17 protein-coding genes are annotated in these 19,314 nt (G+C 47.6%); 12 read left to right on the top strand and 5 right to left on the bottom strand.

The window, feature by feature from the left end; all coding sequences use genetic code 11:
- Window positions 1-65: 65 nt before the first annotated feature.
- Both GmarT_RS16515 and GmarT_RS16510 read right to left on the bottom strand, forming a co-directional pair.
- Window positions 66-1,559, bottom strand: coding sequence for a bifunctional peroxiredoxin/serine/threonine-protein kinase (locus tag GmarT_RS16515; protein WP_002647457.1), 1,494 nt, complete (start codon window positions 1,557-1,559; stop codon window positions 66-68).
- A 481-nt stretch (window positions 1,560-2,040) separates the two neighbouring features.
- Window positions 2,041-5,622, bottom strand: coding sequence for a hypothetical protein (locus GmarT_RS16510; RefSeq protein WP_044238800.1), 3,582 nt, complete (start codon window positions 5,620-5,622; stop codon window positions 2,041-2,043).
- Between the two features lie 711 nt (window positions 5,623-6,333).
- Here GmarT_RS16510 and GmarT_RS16505 point away from each other — a divergent pair.
- Entirely contained in the window at window positions 6,334-7,812 is a 1,479-nt protein-coding gene (locus tag GmarT_RS16505) for an IS4 family transposase (protein WP_230682482.1), read from the top strand.
- A gap of 207 nt (window positions 7,813-8,019) precedes the next feature.
- Here the strand turns inward: GmarT_RS16505 and GmarT_RS16500 are convergent, their stop codons facing one another.
- Entirely contained in the window at window positions 8,020-8,232 is a 213-nt protein-coding gene (locus tag GmarT_RS16500; protein WP_149302981.1) for a hypothetical protein, read from the bottom strand.
- Here GmarT_RS16500 and GmarT_RS16495 point away from each other — a divergent pair.
- The 3 genes from GmarT_RS16495 (at window position 8,231) to GmarT_RS16485 (ending at window position 10,269) form a co-directional block, all read left to right on the top strand.
- Complete coding sequence (locus GmarT_RS16495) at window positions 8,231-8,956, top strand: polymorphic toxin-type HINT domain-containing protein (protein ID WP_149302979.1); 726 nt, start codon at window positions 8,231-8,233, stop codon at window positions 8,954-8,956. The two genes, GmarT_RS16500 and GmarT_RS16495, sit on opposite strands and share 2 nt — an antisense overlap.
- A complete protein-coding gene (locus GmarT_RS16490; protein WP_002647461.1) occupies window positions 8,953-9,933 on the top strand; it encodes a hypothetical protein in 981 nt (326 codons plus the stop codon). Before GmarT_RS16495 ends, GmarT_RS16490 begins: the two co-directional genes overlap by 4 nt.
- A gap of 66 nt (window positions 9,934-9,999) precedes the next feature.
- The gene (locus GmarT_RS16485) at window positions 10,000-10,269 is read left to right on the top strand and encodes a hypothetical protein (RefSeq protein WP_149302977.1); all 270 of its coding nucleotides are present in this window, start codon (window positions 10,000-10,002) and stop codon (window positions 10,267-10,269) included.
- A 509-nt stretch (window positions 10,270-10,778) separates the two neighbouring features.
- Here the strand turns inward: GmarT_RS16485 and GmarT_RS16480 are convergent.
- Window positions 10,779-11,402, bottom strand: a complete 624-nt coding sequence (locus GmarT_RS16480) for a hypothetical protein (RefSeq protein WP_002647463.1) — start codon at window positions 11,400-11,402, stop codon at window positions 10,779-10,781.
- A 121-nt stretch (window positions 11,403-11,523) separates the two neighbouring features.
- On the opposite strand from GmarT_RS16480, the gene GmarT_RS16475 reads away from it, so the two are divergent.
- The 7 genes from GmarT_RS16475 (at window position 11,524) to GmarT_RS16445 (ending at window position 16,561) form a co-directional block, all read left to right on the top strand.
- Complete coding sequence (locus GmarT_RS16475) at window positions 11,524-11,874, top strand: hypothetical protein (RefSeq protein WP_002647464.1); 351 nt, start codon at window positions 11,524-11,526, stop codon at window positions 11,872-11,874.
- A gap of 436 nt (window positions 11,875-12,310) precedes the next feature.
- On the top strand, window positions 12,311-12,523 hold the full coding sequence (locus tag GmarT_RS16470) for a hypothetical protein (RefSeq protein WP_002647465.1): 213 nt from the start codon (window positions 12,311-12,313) through the stop codon (window positions 12,521-12,523).
- Window positions 12,524-12,590: 67 nt separating this feature from the next.
- Complete coding sequence (locus GmarT_RS30240) at window positions 12,591-12,794, top strand: helix-turn-helix domain-containing protein (RefSeq protein ID WP_002647466.1); 204 nt, start codon at window positions 12,591-12,593, stop codon at window positions 12,792-12,794.
- A 521-nt stretch (window positions 12,795-13,315) separates the two neighbouring features.
- Complete coding sequence (locus GmarT_RS16460; protein WP_002647467.1) at window positions 13,316-13,570, top strand: hypothetical protein; 255 nt, start codon at window positions 13,316-13,318, stop codon at window positions 13,568-13,570.
- A 109-nt stretch (window positions 13,571-13,679) separates the two neighbouring features.
- Window positions 13,680-14,003 (top strand): hypothetical protein, encoded by a 324-nt coding sequence (locus tag GmarT_RS16455; RefSeq protein WP_002647468.1) that lies wholly within the window; start codon window positions 13,680-13,682, stop codon window positions 14,001-14,003.
- 153 nt (window positions 14,004-14,156) lie between these two features.
- Entirely contained in the window at window positions 14,157-14,585 is a 429-nt protein-coding gene (locus tag GmarT_RS16450; RefSeq protein WP_002647469.1) for a hypothetical protein, read from the top strand.
- Entirely contained in the window at window positions 14,585-16,561 is a 1,977-nt protein-coding gene (locus GmarT_RS16445; RefSeq protein ID WP_002647470.1) for a phage major capsid protein, read from the top strand. The genes GmarT_RS16450 and GmarT_RS16445 overlap by 1 nt, the downstream gene beginning before the upstream one ends.
- A gap of 97 nt (window positions 16,562-16,658) precedes the next feature.
- Here GmarT_RS16445 and GmarT_RS16440 read toward each other — a convergent pair whose 3' ends face one another.
- Window positions 16,659-17,546, bottom strand: coding sequence for a hypothetical protein (locus GmarT_RS16440; protein ID WP_002647471.1), 888 nt, complete (start codon window positions 17,544-17,546; stop codon window positions 16,659-16,661).
- Between the two features lie 579 nt (window positions 17,547-18,125).
- Here GmarT_RS16440 and GmarT_RS16435 point away from each other — a divergent pair.
- Window positions 18,126-19,028, top strand: a complete 903-nt coding sequence (locus GmarT_RS16435) for a hypothetical protein (RefSeq protein WP_002647473.1) — start codon at window positions 18,126-18,128, stop codon at window positions 19,026-19,028.
- Window positions 19,029-19,314 lie beyond the last annotated feature (286 nt).

Here is a 19,314-nt window from a genome sequence, read left to right as displayed (position 1 = left end):
CCACTCTGTTATTGGGCAAATAAGGCTGACTGCATACAAGAGAATGTCAGGCTTAGCAAGAATGCTCAGTTCTGCTCCGCCATCCTCCTGCTCACCTCTTTCGCACTGGGGCGTTTGCCGGGCTCCATCGCAAACAGGTCAAGCAGATCGCTGCGGAACTCCTGGGGAATCTGCTCTGTCAGAGATTCGACGAAATCAGTTTTCCATAAAGCAGAGATGATTTCCAGAGCCGTCATGTCTCGCATTACAGATTCACCACACAGCATCTCTACGAAAATTAATCCCAGGGAGAAGATGTCGCTGGCTGCACTCAATTGCGCTCCACGGGCCTGTTCGGGAGACATATAAGCCGGCGTGCCAGAGATCCCGTTGGAGTCGTCAGCCGAGATCGTGGCAGGGGCGATTGGATTGGAATCAAGCACAATGGTCTCATCTAAATCCAGCTCTGATTCTTTCGATTCAGTAGCGACATCTGTTTTCGTCGTTACCGGGAATTGTGGTGCGTTATCTGAACTGGTCCTGGTGACGACACCGATCTGGCGATAAGAACGAGCGAGCCCAAAGTCGACAATGACCGGTTCGTCTCCGCCGCGCAGCAGAATATTCGCAGGCTTCAGGTCTCCGTGAACGATTCCCTTTTCGTGAGCGGCAGCCAGTCCCAAGGCAATATGAGAAGCGATCCTGCGGAATTGACGGTGATCGAATCCGGTGCCAATCATATCTGCGAGTGAGCAACCATCAATATACTCCATGACAATCGTCGGTAAGGTGTCAATTAAATCCGCAGAATAAATCGTGCAGACATTCGGATGATTGATACCGGCCGCCGACCGTGCTTCCCGCAGGACTTGTTTTTCGGTTTGATCATCTTGTTTTGAGATCACTTTGAGCGCGACTTTGCGCTCGAGACGCAAGTCGTCTGCTTCGAAAACCTGCCCGAAAGCCCCGAGACCCAACTCGCGTACGATACGGTAATGGCCGAGTACCCGGCCCGACTTCAAAAGCGACGCGGTATCCAGCACTCCATCGGCACGCTTCCAGTTGGCCGGACAGAGTCCTCCCGCCTGTAAAGCGTCTAAAACTCGCAGGACGTCTTGAACATTCCGCCCCACGCTCAAGTCATAACTGGCGGCGAAGCGCAGGGTCCCTTCCGGGTCAATCAGAAACAACCCGCGATTGGGCAGATCGTCGGCTTCACGCCAGACACCATAATATTTACAAAGCGCGCCCTGGGGATCAGAAGCCAGGGGAAATCGGAGTCCTTCAACACCACCTTCGTTCGCGGGAGTTTGAAGCCACTGAGAGTGTGTCTCGAGGGAGTCAATGCTTACCCCCAGCAGTTCACAGTTGAGTTGATCAAACTGCGATTTCTCCGCGCTGAATCCTGTGAGTTCGGTGGGACAGACAAACGAGAAGTCATGTGGATAGAATATCAGTGCCAGCCAGCGTCCCTGGTAATCTTCGGATTGGATCTGCTTGGGTTGAAGGTGGGGGCTAACCGCGTGCAATTGAAATGGTCGGACCTTTGAACCAACGACGCAGCTTTGTACGGAGTTCATTAAATATCCTTTAAACCCTGCTTGATCATTTATCAGAAACGCGATACGAGCACTGTCAGGCCAGTTTAACTGGCAAGTCAGTCATCTGGCCACGATCATCATAATATCTGTATTAGTCCAATACTCCAGAGGTAACATGAGCAACCAGCCTAATGAGGCCTGTGGTTCGATGTTCGCTGCATACAAGCATATAAAACCAGCAAGTCAGGTCCACTACCAAAGTCAATCATTCAGGAACAAAGGCAGTAAAATAAAAGAGCCTTAAGCGATGGCAGCTTAAGGCTCTTGAACATGAGGGCGCGGGGACTGATTTCCTTGTGTACTATTTCATCGAAAGCTGCTGTCCATCAGCGCTTTGGGTTTTATACATACTCAAGGACATGCGTTAGACGTTCTAAGGTGTCAGCTGATTGTCCAGGCGCGGCACTCAGATTATTACTATCACAGACTGATCAAGAAGTTTGTGGTTTTAGAACTACCTCTAGGGACTGATCGAGAGCATCATAACTGATCTGGAATTGGTCTCCGGGATAGTTCCGCTGACTTGTCGCACAGGTCGACTGGCCGGCGGAGGCAGCATTGAAGAGTTCATGGGCTTTAATATTGGTGCTTTCGGTTTGGGTAAAGGTAATGGGGCTGAAGGTGCTGAGACCGGAGCCGCTATTCCTGATGCCGGTACCGACGCCGGAGCTGCACCGGTAGTGGTATCATCACACTTTTTACACTCGTTACAGTGAGCCAGTTTGATAGTCAGGCTTTTGTTGACAGAGTAGAGCGGTAGCGGGTCCAGGTTGCCATTAAGATAGACTTGGATATTGCCGCTGAGCTGAATCGCTTTAATGTCATTATTGACATGATTGCTTAGGGAAATTGCATCTGCAATTGCAGATGAGAGAGTGAATGCGGGAATCTGAGCCACGGCAACCTGTTGCATAGCGTTAGGATCCACACACGGCAGGAGATCCGCATCAATTCCAATTTGGGCAATGCATCCAGTGGGTTTTCCCTTGAGATTCGTGAAATTCTTTCCATCTGTTGATATTTTTAGATTAGCCAGCAGTTTGATTTTTTGTACTTCAGGAAGTAGAACTTCTGAATTAATTTTGATTTGAGTGTCATCTCGTATTTGTAGATTGATGCATCGTGTCGTTGGGTCAAGATCGAGACATCCTTCAATTTCGGTGGTGAGCCATTCGAATTGTAAAGGCGGATTTTGCTTTGCCGCTTTGATCTCTTTTTCGACTATGGCAAGCCTGGCATTGATACTGGCCTGAACAGCAGTTGCCTGAGGTTCTACGGCTGGAATCTCCAGATGGCTTGTTACACCATGCGGTGTCGCGATATGCACGTCAACATATCTCTGGCCATTCGGGGTTTTAGATTCTTCAACAACAACGTGCGACGGAACGGTGACTTGCAATACATTGCGGCTGACTAATATTCTGTCACCCGAGATATCAACGCCACCAGCGATGATGCGTGTTTTATTTCCCAGGGAAGTGAAATTCTTTCCGACCAGAAACAGGGTTGTAGGAGGGTTGTCGATCTTCAGTTGTGATCGGCTTTCCAGAGTCGTTCTGGTTACTGGCGCATTTGACGTTGCTTCATGGATCTGATGATCCTTCACTTCATAGTTGGGGCCGCCGACGGCAATTCCAGGACCGCCATACCAGTCGATGAGTTCCGGTCCGAGATCGGTGACGCCATTATTGAAAATTTCAAATCCGCTCAAATTATTTTCATAGGGGATTTGAACATACGCCGTCTGCAGGGGCAATTGCCGTTCAATCTGATCGACGGCCCGCAGCAGACGATGTGTTTCTCCATCACGATAAAGATGTTCGTCTTTTTTACAGAGACTGGCCAGTTCACGCAGTTTCGTGACATCTTTACTCAGTTCGACGGCATCGGAGAGATCGAGTTGTCGCTTCAAATACTTGCCAGTGAAGCTGGTGCTCAATTTAAACCAGTTGGTCTGTACATCAACCGTGATATAGGGGATGAAGGACGGCATCACGATCAAAGCCGAACATTCACGCATTGCCGGCTCCAGCATTTGGTGTTTCAGTCGTTTTTCCCGAGACTGCCCTCCAATCAGCGTTTGCCCAAACGCCGTGATGCTTCCGGGGGCGGGGAGACTTTGAACGCGCGGATAGAACCTCCAGCCGAACGTATCTTCCCCGTGAGAGAATCCGATGGCGGTGCGGTTCAACTGGATTGTTTCCAGATCGTACTCCAGACGACGCACAAAACGCGTCAAACTCTGTGCTCCGAAGATTCCTTTGGAAGCAGCGATTGCCAGAGCCAGTTGCAGTTCACGACGCTGACTGAATGCATCGGCGATATTTTGATCATCGGTGACAGGATCTAACGCGAATACATGAATGGGCCAGCGACACCGAATGTAATCCTGAAAGGCGACACGGGCTTCGATGCTCGGATTGGGACCATAGAACTTCAGGCCGTCGGGGGGCATCTGACAACAGTTTTTGTTGGCAGAAACGGACTTCATATCATCAATCAGACGTTCGTTTAACATCACCGATTCGACTAAAATATGCCAACCGAGATTTTCTGTTGTACTAAATTTTGCTCCTGGGAAAATCGAATTCACTCTTCCGTAATACATGCCTCGTAATTGTGACAGTTTTTCAGGAAGTGATTCACCACTGGGAGCTGTCCGATGTTCAATGATGGCGTTTTTGATACTATCTAAGTAGGTTGTATCAAACCAAAGCTCTGCTAATTGGGGTTGGCTGAGCAGGTCATAAGCAGCCTGGATTTCCAGGGTCAGGTATCGACGAACATCTTCCAGATGGATTAAGTCACCGTTCATTTCTAAGTGTTTGTGAGCAGAAATGACTGCTGGTACCAGTGAGGTTCCTGAAACGGCCTCAGAAAGTGAAGGGGGATAAGCTCGTTTCGAATTGACAAAAGGAGCCGAACCAAGGTGTTCGATCACGCCAGCTCGCCCACTATCTAAGCTTTCTAATACTGGCTGACGGAGGGGGTCTAATGCCAACTCGGCTTTATTCAGATCGATCCGGACTTGTTTTGCTGATTCCATATTATTTTCAGCTCTTAACCTTTGATACTCTATGTTCAGTTCGCTGTAGCTTTTAGAATCTTTTGGTTTTTTCGTTAGAGAATCCTTATATTTCTTCCAGTATATTTCAAGTCTTTCAAATTCTGTATCGTTGTTGATGACATTAGTGACTGTGGGAGCGATGCGATTGATGACGCCGTTGATGACGAAATTACGAAATGCTTCTGGTAGCAGTTCTTCGCTGGCATAGGGGTCGACGGTAATTGAGACTTGCGCACCATAACCCTGACGTGTTTCGCGGCCAGGGAGGACGGAAACGGGAATGCGGACCAGATTTAATGCATAGCCCGGGGAGTCGGCGATGTCGTCACCTTCATTCAGCCTGCGCAAGGCATTCAGGTGATCCAGATAGCGTTTTTTCTGATCGAGGAAAACCGTTGGTTCCAGAGAGATACCGAGTTTCTGCTCCGATGAAATTGCACTTGTGAATTCATTCGCAAACTGCGGGCCAAAGCCCGATGAACGGGAAACCAGATTACCGTCTTTAGAATTAATCGTGGCATTATCCGGGACAAGCTGATCTGGAGTGGCCACAAATATTTGTGTGTTCGATTTCACTTCCTCTGAGTTCGGTGAGGTTGCGATAGGGGTTCCCAAAACAGTGGACAGTGACAACGCACTTGCCAGGAAGGCAGAGTCTCGTGTTGACTGGGCTCCTGATAGTGTTTCCCTGAATTTGGTTAAGTCATCATGTAATTCTTTTTCAAATTCGTCTCGGTGTTGAAGTAAACGGGATTCTCCCCAGACGTCTGGGGATTTGGCAACGATCGTGCCGTACTTGTCGAGACGGTGTTGCACGTGATCGATTTTCTTCGCCAGTTCTTCGACTGTGGTTGTTTTTCCAATCTTATAAAATGACCAGCTTCCGGCGAGAAGCTGTGTTGGCAAGATGGAATTTGCCATAAAGGTTGCCAGCAGACAGTAAACGCCGATCTTTTGAATTTTGACCCGACTCATAACTTTTTTGATCCTGTTAAAGAGAAATGCATCAATTTGTATGCCGCTTAATATGGAAACACTTGAACGACGAAGTGATTCGATCAGGCTCAGCCCAATCGTACGACACTTACCAGTGTTAATTAGCTGTCTCGAAAGCAATCAGATCATGTGACGGGAAGGCGCATCATCATTAGCATTGGTATTACTGCTACAATGCTAATAATCGGTAAAGTGAATGGACCTGTTCACATCAATACGTATTGTGTAGTAGTATTCACAAGGCCATTTGAATCTGGTGTGGAAGGATGATGTATTTTGACTAAATGTGGTTAAATGTCCCATGTTGACAGAAGGTGCAGCGGGTTTCGGTCTCAGAAACCTGATTCGATGTCTGCCATTCGGATCTTTTGACCACTGTCCCGACCGCTTCTGAAATAAGTATGAGCCATCAAAACAGCTTTTTTCAGAAACGAAGTCTTTCCTCATTTCCAGTGAATTTCATTGCACAGAAGGAAAAAGGTGTCAGGAACGAATGGCACTGCCGGTGTTTTTTTGCTTTGAGTATGCGCAACGGTTCCCATGTGACATCGTCACATGTTTTGATTTTCTGATTTTTTTGCCAGTTCGCTGGAAATTGAGTTTGGCAAAACCTCTCCTGGCATTATGCTGCGTTCTGGCAGGGCCTTCCTTGGGTTGGTGTGGGCAAAACATTTGACCAAGGAAGGTCCTATGCCATTTATATCATCTTCCCGAGTGAATGCAGCATCATTTTCTCTTTTCAAACGTTCGATGATGCAGGAGAGCAGCCTGCCGCTAGCCGACGTCCTTGACGATCAACGCTGGCAGCAGGTGTTTGACGAACACGAAATCGATTTTGGCAATGACCCCGATGCCATCTACACACCGGCGATCACGCTCTGGGCGTTAATCTCTCAGGTCTTCTTTTCCGGCGAGCAGCGCAGCTGTAAAGCAGCCGTCATCCGTGTTGCCAGCTTCTGGGCGGCACTGGGCCGGCGAGTCTGCAGCACGAATACTGGTGCTTACTGTCGGGCGCGACTCAAACTGTCCTTTACCACCATCCGTGAGATCGTCCAGCAACTTGCCGCCGATGCCGAAGCGGCCTGTGACCAGAACTGTGTCCAGTCCCGAGAGCAGTCAGCGGCGCGCCTCAGTCCTTCCAACGTGGCCGATGTGAAATCACGGAGCACCGGCGGTCGCATTCTGCTTGTCGACGGCTTCACCATCACGGCCGCCGATACGCCTGAGAATCAGCGGGCCTATCCGCAGAATCCGGCACAGAAGCCAGGGCTCGGGTTCCCCGTTCTCCGCTGCGTTTCTCTGATTTCGATGACTACCGGACTGCTGGTTGACCTGGTGAGCGGACCTTACAGCGGTAAAGGGAGTGGCGAAACAGCCCTGCTTTGGCAAATGCTCGATGTACTCCGACCGGGCGATATTCTGGTAGCTGACTCGTATTACTGCACGTACTGGCTGGTGAGTGCTTGCCGTACCCGGGGCGTGCAGATCCTGATGAAAAATCATCACCTGCGAGACGATCATCCGCAAACCGCACGCCGACTGAACAAGCGAGAGCGCCTGGTGACGTGGTTACGTCCCCCCGTCCGTCCTGCCTGGATGGCCCGTCAGGAATACCGGCGACAGCCGCTGACACTCACTCTGCGCCTGGTCGATGTGCAGGTCAGTCAGCCGGGGTGTCGCACCAAAACTTTTACGATTGCCACCACCATCACAGATCGGAAAGCATGCCCGGCACGCTGGATCGCCGCCGTGTATCAGAGCCGCTGGCTGATCGAACTGGACATTCGCAGTATCAAGTGTTCTCTGGGCATGGATATTCTACGGGCAAAGTCTCCGGCCATGGTGCTTACCGAACTCTGGTCGTGTCTGCTGGCGTACAATCTGATTCGGTTGAAGATGCTGCAGAGTGGTATGGCGACAGGCCGAGATCCGCGCTCGCTCTCGTTTACCGCCACGCAACAGCTGCTGGCTGCAAGTTGGTTGCTGGGAGCCGTCACGCAGACGACCGAGGAATTAGCCACACTCGGACAGCAGGTCCCCAGCAGCGAACGTGTAGGGCATCGCACCGGCCGAACAGAACCCAGAGCCAATAAACGCCGCACCAAAGTGCTGGCTTTGCTGAAGCAACCGAGATACCATTACCATCAACAAAGAAGGGCAACTGTATGAACGCAAACTCTTTCACAACAACAGGCAGTGCCATTCGTGTCAGGAACCTTTTGTTGACAATGCTAGGGGAATCCCGCTAAATTCGTCGATTATGGGACGACCGAAACGCGCCGCTCCCGGCGATAATCTTTTGCCACAGAAAAACGTGGCACAGAACAAAGGTGTCCGGAACCAAAAATAGTTTTCTTGGTCATTCGTAAGTGATGACTACTGTTTACGCTGCTGTTTGCGAACAGTCTGCTCTGCTTTGCTCTGCTTCGCAGCAGGTGGCTTCTGTCTGTTTAAGTCGGGCATCGGCCAGTCGGTGGAAGAGCCGACGGTTGCGGCTAGTGCGCATGAGAAGAGAGCGCAGCCATCTTCACCCACGGGAGAGTATAAGCTCAAGTCGGTCGCCGAATTCAAGGTGGGTGATACGATCATGGCCCTCAACCATGAGACAGGCCAGCGGGAACAGAAGACCGTCAAGCAGACGTTCCAGCGACAAGTGGATCATCTCCGCATTCTGGAAGTCAAAAGCGAGGACGGCAGCACCCGGACGATCAAAACCACCGACGAGCATCCCTTCTGGGTTCCTTCAGCCGACGAGTATGTGGAAGCCAAACAGCTAACCCCCGGCACCAAACTGACCGGCGCCAACGGCCACTTCATCACCGTCACCTCCACCCGCCACGAACCGTACCCCGAAGGCGTCACCGTCTACAACGTCGAAGTCGAAGGCTTTCACAATTACTTCGTCGCCGCCAATGGGTATCGCGGGCCGCCTGTTTTGGCGCATAATAAGTGCAATACAAGTAAGCATTCGAAGGCTCTTGGACAGGATTTGACAAATAATAAAATTCCTAGACCCCAAGGTGGTTATCAGGCTGCTCACATTGTTCCGACTAATAATTTTTCTAAGCGATCGCAGTCTGTACAAAACGCAATCAAGACAGCGCAGAAAAAGTTTAATACTTATCTTGGCAAAAAACTTCGAGACACTAACATAAATGGTTTTTGGGCAAAAGCAGGACATGCAGGGACCCATACGGATGAGTATTTTTTAGAACTAGGCAAAGCCTTTCAGTCAGCGAATTCAAAAGATGCTGTTGAAAAAGCATTGACATTAATGTGGAAGAGAATTGAGGCTGGGGAGTTTATCCAATGAGAAAAGAGAAAATAAAAGAGCTTTATGAGTTACGTATCATAACAGACAACCCAGTATTTGAAGGTTTTGCACTTAAAGAAACGCCATCCCTTCTCGGAAGAGATAATTTACAAGATGATATCACACCTGGATATGGTGTCACTGATTTGAACAAAAAGTGGTGCCAAGAAAAGCTGCATAGAAAATGGCAAACGCCAGAAGTAATTGGTCGGGTTGTGCCCTTCAATGACTATCCAGGAATAGATATGTATTTTCCTGCTTTTAGTAGTCGCGCTTGCGGCTATTTAAAGGATTTTTTACTACCAAACGGAGAACTACTTCCGCTGGCAACCGACGTGGGGGAGTACTATTTTTATAACATTACGACGATTAGTGATGCACTTAATACTCAGAAGTCAGATTGTGAGTACGCTCCAATGACAATCGATTTCTTTGAATTTCATAAACAGAAATTATTAGGGCTCTCAATATTTCGAATCTATCAATGGCCTATGGGAGTAATTGTAACAGATAGTTTTGTCGATCGAGTTTTAAGCAGTGGACTCAGTGGTTTTCGTTTTGTGAAGATTTGGCCATACAAGAGGGGGGAAGATTGGAGGATTCAAGGAAAGAAGACACATAAGAAAGCTGCTATTAGGAAAGACTTAAAAAAACAAACTTTGGTACTTTTCCTACAACTTAACAAAGAGAAACCTATCTCAACTGAGAAGAAAGCTATCAAAAAACTGGAAGATGAACTGGATGCTCAACTGGTCCTGCAATCAATCGATGCTCCCTATTTTGGATCGTATGAGGGAATTGATACACTAGATGGGGAATATCGATTATTTCTAAGCTGCCCTGATGTGGATGCACTCAGTGAGAAGCTACAGCCCTGGTTAAATCATTTAGAATGGCCCAATAGTGCTTACATTATGAAGCGTTATGGAGACATGTATGATTCAGATGCTGAAGAAACATTAGAACAGTTAAAATAAATCTTCTTAAAATGACGAAAGAATGCTTCAGATCAAAACCGCACTCTCGATCGAGGAGAAATTAGAGTGAAACGAAATGCCCCTCAATCTCAGCCGGTATCGCCTGTGATACGGCTGTTTACAATTTTACTCTGCTTCGCAGCAGGTGGCTTCTGTCTGTTTATGTCGGGCATCGGCCAGTCGGTCGAACCACCGGCGGTCGCGGCAAGTTCTCCTGCGAAGACAGCACAGACACCTTCACCCACGAGAGAGTTCAAGCTCAAGTCGGTCGCCGACTTCTGCCTGTTTCCTGGCCTCGCGGCGCCAACAGGCTGCCTCAGAGGCCCACTGATGTGAAGTTAGCGATGGAGGCATGAACTGCCTTCTCAGGATTTTCAAGGCCGAATAAAGCGATTCAAAGTGGCCTGGAGCACAGACAGCTCTAAGACTCCTAATCGCTGTTTTGCTGCAATTGAAACGAGCAAATCAGGTACACTTTGAAAATCAATCCTTCGTGTACAAAGGCAGTAAAATAAAAGAGCCTTAAGCTATTGAAGCTTAAGGCTCTTAAGAATGAGGGCGCAGGGATTCGAACCCTGGACCTACGGATTAAAAGTCCAGGCAGTGACTATCTAACAAATGGTATTCAATCGATAAACACTACGTTTTAAGGGTTTATTCAATATCATTATTACTCTTGGGTTCTAGTAAAATACCCTGTGAATGGCCCGAGGAGGTCGGTTGCCGTAGTAGTTTACGTAGTAGTTTGAAATTGACTCAATTAACGGGTGTAGTTTGGTCTCTGAGTATATAACCCTTCAACTTATCTCACAAAAATATTTCGTTCAATATGGTTCTGATACTTATTATCGGGGCAATGACTGAGCAGCGATCATCGATTTAAATTGAATAATAACTGAGTTCAGATGATCAATGTTTGATACCATGGATTGGTAATGTTGCTCCCCATCTATTTCGCCTTGCTCAGATTTGATTTTATGGTCCTGTATTATATCAGCTATACTATCACGAGCTTGAAAGTAGTTTTTTAATCCATCTCTCAAGGAAGGAGAATAAAGATCGACTAACATCTCGAGCCGTTCAAAGGTAATAGGTTGGGATTTAAAATATTCAGCTTCAGCTTCAAATGCCTCGATGTAAGTGGTCCTACCGTCCATGACGTTCATTCGATTATTACAGTGCGCCAGTAATTGTATACTGTGCTTGTTGAAAAGAGTGTAGAGCTCCTCAAGCTTATCGCGATAGATATTTTCACGAGAGATTTCGAATTCATGTCTCTGTTGTGATTTCACTCGGTGGTTGTTTTGCTTATTGGTCAGATAAACAGCTCCCAGTGTGAAGATGCCCGTTATAATGGCCGGGAATAGAACTAAGTAGATTTCGGTAGTCATTAAAACACCTTTCCTTCTAATCCATAAATTATCTGCTGTAATTTTGATTGCATTTTGAGTATTCGCAATTCCAAACATCTAATCAATTGCAGATAATTTTAATATCGTTATTCCATATGAGTTCAGATAAAATACCCCGTGAATGACCTGAGGAGGTCTGTTGCCGTAGTTATTTGATATCAACTGGAATACATACACGATGAACACCTTAGAGATAATCGGTGCTTTCCTGGGCATACCTCTTGCGATATTGGGTGTTGCTGGTGGGCTTCTTAACATCGAAGAGAAGGTGAAAAAATGGAAAAGGGAACGCCTTAAGCATGGCGATAGGGGAGTAGAGTATTTTGTACTCAGTAAATCCGTTGTTGATGGTTTGTCTGAATATCACATTTTAGTTGCAGGTGATTTATGGCATATCCTGCAGCCTCTGATTAGAGACACAAAAGGAACTGTTACTCAACTCAATATGGTCGGTGAGTACTACGAAGTTAAAGTGAGATGTGTTCCAGGTTTTAACTCGATATTTCAGAAGGTCGATAAAACACAATGATCGGGTGCGCGTGAATGATCTGCATCTAAGTTGCACCAGTCTTGTACCTCATCTGAACTCTGTTTTCTCGTCTCTTGTTCTCTCTTTTCAAATCTAAATCCTCCGGTAGAAATTCATCCAACGGCAATCAACAGTGTAATGATTGCTGTTCACACTAATCAGTGAAACGGAGTGAATCATGCTTGTCCGGAACGCTACCCCAGATAAAAACTCAAAAAAGTGGAAAAAATTCCAGGGGTAATCTCAGGATGCATACCGGTGCATGACGGCGCATACGGTTCCATAGGGCGTCACTAGTTTTGAGTCGCTGATGTGCTCTTTGATAGTGACGCGATATTCTCTCTTTTCAAACGAAAATCTCCTTGTATAAATTTCTCAAACGACAATCACAGGTTTGATGATTGAAACTCAAAACAGAAATTGAAGGGAGATAATTATGTCAAAGGGAACCGGCCAGATTGAGCCCGATACACTCTATTCTCTGGATCAGTTCAAGCAAGTTTCCGGTATGGGAAACTGGGCTTTGCGTGAAGCGCGTAAGGCTGGTCTGAAGATGCTGAAAATCGGAAATCGAAAATATGTAAAGGGGCAATCCTTTATTGATTTCCTGGAATCCGTAAATGAGACCAGTACAACAATGGGAGCGTAATTCAAACGCTGGCTATGTCTAACTGTGAACGTCTGCAGTAGACCACAGAAGACAAAACGAGGTAATCATGGCTACTACGATATTTCAAAATCCCCCGCTGCTGCTCACGGAAGAGGAAGCAGCACACCTGATGAATTGCTCAGCGAGAACGGTTTCACGAATGAGGCAGAAGGGTCTGCTTAAATACATGAACCTGGGGAACACTATCAGGTATCCCCGCGCTGCTATCGAGAAGTTCATTGAAGAGCAGTCAAAGACAGTAACAGCGTAGACGTAAAAAAAGCCTCCGAATTGATCCCTTGGAGGCTTTAAGTTGTTTTCAGCGAGTTGAGATTTGACAACCGAAAACGAGTACAAAAGCATAATATCAGACCAATCAAATCGGTCAATGCTAAAACACTCTTTTCTGAAATTTCGACTCAATGAGAACAACGCCAATTGCACCATGGCCGTAAGTTCTCGACCAGCGGCATATAGCCCTGATTGGCAGTGAGTTGAGATAGCTTCGATGCATGTGTTTTAGCAGCATGTCACTACCCGAGGGTAAGAGTAGGGGGTGTCCAGCGGTAACCGTGGAGGCTGATGAATCGGTCAGGGAGTGACGTCCCTGGCGTCTCTGTGCATCAGTTAGAAGCGGCGTCCCTGAGTGGGCGTGGAATGAGGAGCAAAGTCCCGTTCGAATCGAAGCGAAAGCGTATTTTTTAAAGCGTTACATTTAACGTCTTAGCTCAGGGTATGCGCACGAAGTGTGTGGTCAAAGGCCTACCAGGTTATTTATTTGAGGTGTGACTCATGATACGAAAGCAACCATGTTCAGACGATGGTGACCAGGGGCTGACCAGTGGAGAAAGAATCTTCCTGGTGACTCTTGAGCCGATCAACGAACACATCACCACAGACGATCTGTTACGCAAGCTGCAGCTGGTGGCCGGCGGTTGCGGGATCCGCATCAATGCAGCCCAACTGGTCAGCCCTGAGTCACCACTGGGCAGCGGAGAGCAGGACAGCATTTCCAACTTCACGGGTCCTTCCAACGATCTTTTTTAAAGCTCCATACCACAGGGAACTACCGGTATTTGAGGTATCTTTACTTACGCAACACAGACGCGTTTTTCCCGAAGCGCAGTTTCTGCGCTTCGGAGGATTTGAGGGGCTTATGAACGATCAATACAGAAACCTGGTTCAGATGCTGCAGGGAGGCGCGAAGCTGGCACCTGACTTGACTGGTTCGATTCTGGCAGCCTGCGGAAAAACTCACGCAGATTTGACGCGTGATATTTTCGGTGGCACTGATGAACCATCTGTGATGCCTGGTGACCAGTGTGACTGCGGTGGATCAATCTTTGTGTACAGCTCACGAAAAAAAGGGATCGACCGACACCAGTACCTGAAGTGTGACCGATGCCAGAACACATGCGGGAAACGAATCATTCCGGAAGCACAAATCCGGAAACGAAAAAAAAGAACCTGTCTTACTTAGTTAAGTAAAAGCGGTCTTTAAGAACGGTCAGCAGTCGAAATAATCCAATTATTCAAAACGATATCCATTAGTTTTGAACTCGTTCATTGGGTGGCTTGCCCTGATTTCCTTTGGCGGGGTGAGCCACTTTTAAAACTCGACAGGAAAAAAACAATGTCCGTTGAATTACCAGCCTACGTGATGTCTCGAAACGAGTACAACGAAGAATCAGCAAGTATGATTCGTAATTGTTTCGACTCTGAACGGGCAGAAGCGATCATTCAGAACCAGTACCCCAAAAGTCCCCAGGCTGCGGAGTTGGAGCTGCGGCACAGAGGCCTGGTTACTTCCGTCACCGACTATCGGCAATCGACCGATCGATACTTCGAATCAAAAACGATCGATTTTGAACGTGAACTGAGGGACCTGCAGGAATTCACAGGCCAAACGGGGTTCACTGCTGACGACATCGACAACATGGCAGCCCGTCTGGCTGTTCGGGAATATCTGAACTGTACTGCTCACGCAGCGAAAGCAAACAGGATTTCCTATCAGGAACAGGATCAGCGGTTCCGGAATCTTGAATCCGTAGAGGCTGAATAATGCCAACGTATCGAACAGAACCCAAAACCTTGATCACATTGAACGGTGGCCAGGTCGACCTGCAGGCAAAGCAAGCGGAAGGCCTGAAACGTTTCACAATGACTGCCTACACGGGCGGTCCAATGCGTCTGGCAGGGTTTCGACTGCCGGTAGTGGTCGACCTGGCTGGGTTACAGATTACAAAGCAGAATCAGCCGATCCTGAAGGACCACGATTCAAGTCAAATCGTCGGACACTCAACCGAGATTGAAAAAATCAACGGTGAATTGCACGTAGCCGGCCTTGTTTCTGGATCCGGTGAAGCAGCTGACGAGGTCAGGAATACCGCAAAAAACGGTTTCCCCTGGCAAGCATCCATCGGAGCTGGCGTTACCCGCCTGGAATCAGTTCGTGAGGGAGAGAGTGTTACCGTCAACGGGCAGACGTTCCAGGGCCCGATTTATGTTGCACGTGAATCAGTATTACGAGAGGTTTCATTCGTTGCCATGGGCGCCGATCTGAACACCTCTGCTCATGTTGAAGGACAATTTACCATGCCACAACCAACGGCTGAAAAAAAGACTCTTGAAGAAATCAAAGCCCAGGCAGCAGAAGCCGAGGGAAAGCGAATCGAACGTGTTAAGCAGATTCTCAGCGATTGCCCAGACCATATTCAAGCAAAAGCAATCGAGGAGGGATGGACCGAACAGGATGCAAATGAAGTTGCTTTAATCAACTTGCGAGCATCACGTCCTAAAGCGCGACCTAAACAGTATCTGGATAGCGCGAGGAATGTAGACCGGATGCATGGCGAAATGCCCGGGGCTCCGTTACCTGGTAAAAGCTCCGGACATCCCAGCAAAACGGAAGTCATCGAAGCTTCTGCCTGTATTGAAGCCGGCATGACCGAATCCGAAGCAGGGCAGTTCTACGATGAACGCGTGATGAATGCAGCAGTCTCGAGGGAGTACCGCGGCTATTCAATCGTTGCCATCATGAAAGATGCCATCGCGCTTGATGGTGGCGATCCAAACGCCCGTATGAGTGACCGTGAATTCGTCAAAGCTGCATTCACAGCTGACCGCAACATTCAGGCCAGCGGAGGTTTCTCTACGTTCTCGGTTCCCGGAATCCTGGGGAACGTTGCCAACAAGCATCTGCTGAACGGTTATAATGCCGTTCCGACAACATGGCGTAAGTTCTGCGGAATTGCAGAACACAAAGACTTCAAAGCTCACTCTCATTATCGCCTGACTGGATCCGGAGAGTTTAAACCAGTCACGAAAGGTGGTGAGATCAAACATATCTCACTGAAAGAATCAAGCTACCAAAACCAGCTCGACACTGAGGGGGCAATCATTACGTTGACCCGTCAGGACATCATCAACGACGATATGGGAGCCTTTGTCAAACTGCCTCGCATCCTGGGGCGTATGTCTGCCCTGAAGGTTGAAGAGACGGTATACATCCTGCTGTTGAGCAATCCGAATGACTTCTTTCACGCTGACAACAACAACTACCTCGCAGGAGCGAACACGGCCCTGGCAATCGAATCGTTGACAGCTGGGGAAATGGTATTTCTTGACCAGGTAGACGAAAACGGAAAACCGATTCTGTTGTCTCCTTCAGTGTTGCTGGTTCCGACCGATTTAAAAGTGACTGCTCAACAGCTCTATGCTGATTTGAAAGTCGTTACCGGTGAGGTTGCAACGGTCACAGACGGGAATCCTCATTCCGGTAAATTTGAACCAGTACCCTCTCCACACCTGAAGTCGGCAGCGTTCAGCGGTTCCAGCACAAAGGCCTGGTACCTGTTCAACAATCCGGCAGACGTGGCAGCGCTGGAGGTTGCATTCCTGAACGGGAATCAAAATCCGATCATTGAACATGCTGATACTGATTTCAACACGCTGGGAATGAGCTGGAGAGCGTATCACGATTTCGGTGTCGCCATGGCAGACAAAAAAGCAGCCTTCAAAGCGAAGGGTGAAGCGTAGTCATCGCAACGGCCCGGTCTCCTTCTTCTTACTTCTGGGGAGGCCGGGTTTGTGTTATGTGATGTAATTATGCTTATACAGATTTAATCAAATCGTTTTAGAAATCACCTTTTGACGTAGAATTTCTGATAAGCCGAATCATTCCATCACCAGCATCAAATGCCAAATAATTGTTTTCTTGTACCAAATCTGACAATTGACCCCCTGTCATATTAAGTCTGATTAATTCAGGAGTTAAAACATCATATTTTTTAGAAAAATCAAATATCTTTGTTATCTTCGGTGATTTAGATTTCTCCGTCTCCAAGCCCATTCTTCGTTTAATAGGTTCACGCTGAAGGGGACGCATCTGCCTGTTAATTCTATCCATCTTATCTGATAACTCTTCAAGTTTCTCTATGAAAAAATCGGTCGAAGTTATCTCAGTTGTTTTGATCTTGGCAACTTTTTCTATTTGGTAATTTCCTAAAAACGACGAGTAATTATCATTCGCTTTCTTTTTCTCTATAGTGGCATCAACTTTTTTTCTCAGCGCTTTCATGAATTTAACGATACCAGGATAGTTTAAATCGCGTGGATAAGGAACGTGTTCAATGGGTGACGTATCAAACGAGTATTTTGTAACATCATCTTTAACGACAACTGTTGGCATGTCGAATGCGAGCCTCATTCCCAGCTCAAACATGACGTTTGGGTTTTTGCCACTTACGTCACAGACAACGATAGGATTTGTGTAAAGGTTTTGAATAATTCGGTTATGTATGATTCCAGATTCATCTGAGTCGCTTACCAATGATGTATTCAGGTAGTCACAATCCAGTGATTCAATAATTATTTTTTTCACGCTTTCCCAATGAGCTTCAGAGCAACCATCAATTTCAGAAATTGGCATTACTAATCCACACGCGAAAACCTCTTTTTCCTCTGTTGGTTTCTCTTCTTGTGGAGTTTCTTCAGTACTTTTGGGGGGTGTTTTTTTAGCCATGACTAATTCTTCGTTCGGATGCAATTCAATAGGTGTGTAAATCTGAATTCACTCTAACCACGAAAATATACCAATGTCAATTACTGAATTCTGAACAATGAATTATGGGTCTAATTGCAGTTGAAATGGCAGAGCATTCTCCCGAAGCGCCACTTTGTCGCTTCGGTAAAACAAGGCGTTTTTCGCTGTTTTTCCCGAGGGCTCATTTTGAGCTATCGAGGATTTTAAAAAATGGGGTCATAGTGAGCCCATTATTTTTTTCCCGGGTGTTCATTTTGGACACCCGGAGAATTTGAGGCAAAAAACGCTATGTTTGCCCGAGGGTCCACAGTGAACCTTCGGGAGAATTATTGAGTCAGTGTTGACAATCGAGGACCTGCGGTTAAAAATGCAATCTCTCAAAGTCCGAAAGGACGTTATAGTGCTTAATCTCAAAAAAATTATAGTAACCAAGAATCCATACTCTTGCGCAGAGTGGGGTAACCGTGAGGCCCCCAAGGTGGCACTATACCACCTGAGAGCTGTGTGTGAGAGTATGGGTTCTTTTTTTACGCTCCGGCGTAAAGAAAGGTGCCTCTTATGAGCACTACTCTCTCTCACAGCAGCGTTTGTGACACTCTCCACGATTCCCCAGTCGAGCAGCTATTCCAGCGGTCAACCAACTGGTCTGCCCTGGAACCGGTCACAGCTCCCCCGTTTGGCAATCCAGTTCCTGAAGATATGCTGCGAATCGATGCCCCGCGGCATAACTGGCCAGTTTACCTGGTCATCGTTCCGGAAGAATGGAAACCGCAATCATGGCGATCAGTCCCCCCGCATACACCAACGTACAAGAAAGCCAAAACAGCTGCAGAGGTTGCCGCTATTCTCAACCGTGAACGCATCGCAGTCAGTAAAGACGGGTTTGTATCACACTGGCACATCAGAGTTCGCGTAGGCAGCAGGTTTGCCAATCTCAGCGTGGCTCTGCAGGCTCCCTGGATGCCGAAAAACGAATATGATCTTCCCCCCGCATTTATCACTCTCGATGGCCCCCGGGGACAGTGCGAACAAATTATTGGCGATTTGAACAGACGGCTTGACCAGTGCGAGCCCGGAGAAGTCCGCAAGCGGGCTTTCATCGCGCGTTCCATCAATCCAGCTGATCTGGAACCGATTGAGCAAAAGGGGGACACAGTGTCCCCCTTAACTAAACCAGCAGAACTGCCGGAAGAGATCGAAGGCCCCCCAGAGCTCTACGAAGTCCACGAAGGGCACACGTTCAACGTAAACCCCTCATGCGGTGAAGAGGTTCTAATAAGGGTGTTCAACACATCCGATCCGGAGAAGGCCAGACAGAAGGCAGAACGCTATCTGAAACTGCATGCCCAGGACCTGCTGGAGTGGGGACAATTGGATCCGGAAGCAGCTGCTGGCGATCTGCTGAAATACCACGGTCTGCAACTCTATCGACCAGTGACCGATTCTGAAAAACATCAATAAACGCCTTGTTTTCCCCGACTGGCAACTATTGCCTATCGGGGATTTAAAAAATGGCGACACCGTGTCACCATTAATTAGGGTGGTCACTATGACTACCCTACGCTTTGCCTGTTTCCCCCGTTCCGACACAGTGACGGAACGGGGGTTTTCAAAAAGGGTGACACTGTGTCGTCCTTTTTATTCGAAGGTCTTTTTAGCCGTTTTTTTAAGGTGGCAGCTATCGCCACCTTAATGATTTTAAAACTCCGACACTGTGTCGGAGTTAATTAAAGGGGTCACTATGACC

It is taken from the genome of Gimesia maris (assembly GCF_008298035.1).
In the GTDB taxonomy this organism is placed as follows: Bacteria; Planctomycetota; Planctomycetia; order Planctomycetales; family Planctomycetaceae; genus Gimesia; species Gimesia maris.
This window is presented reverse-complemented; position numbering and strand designations above follow the sequence as displayed.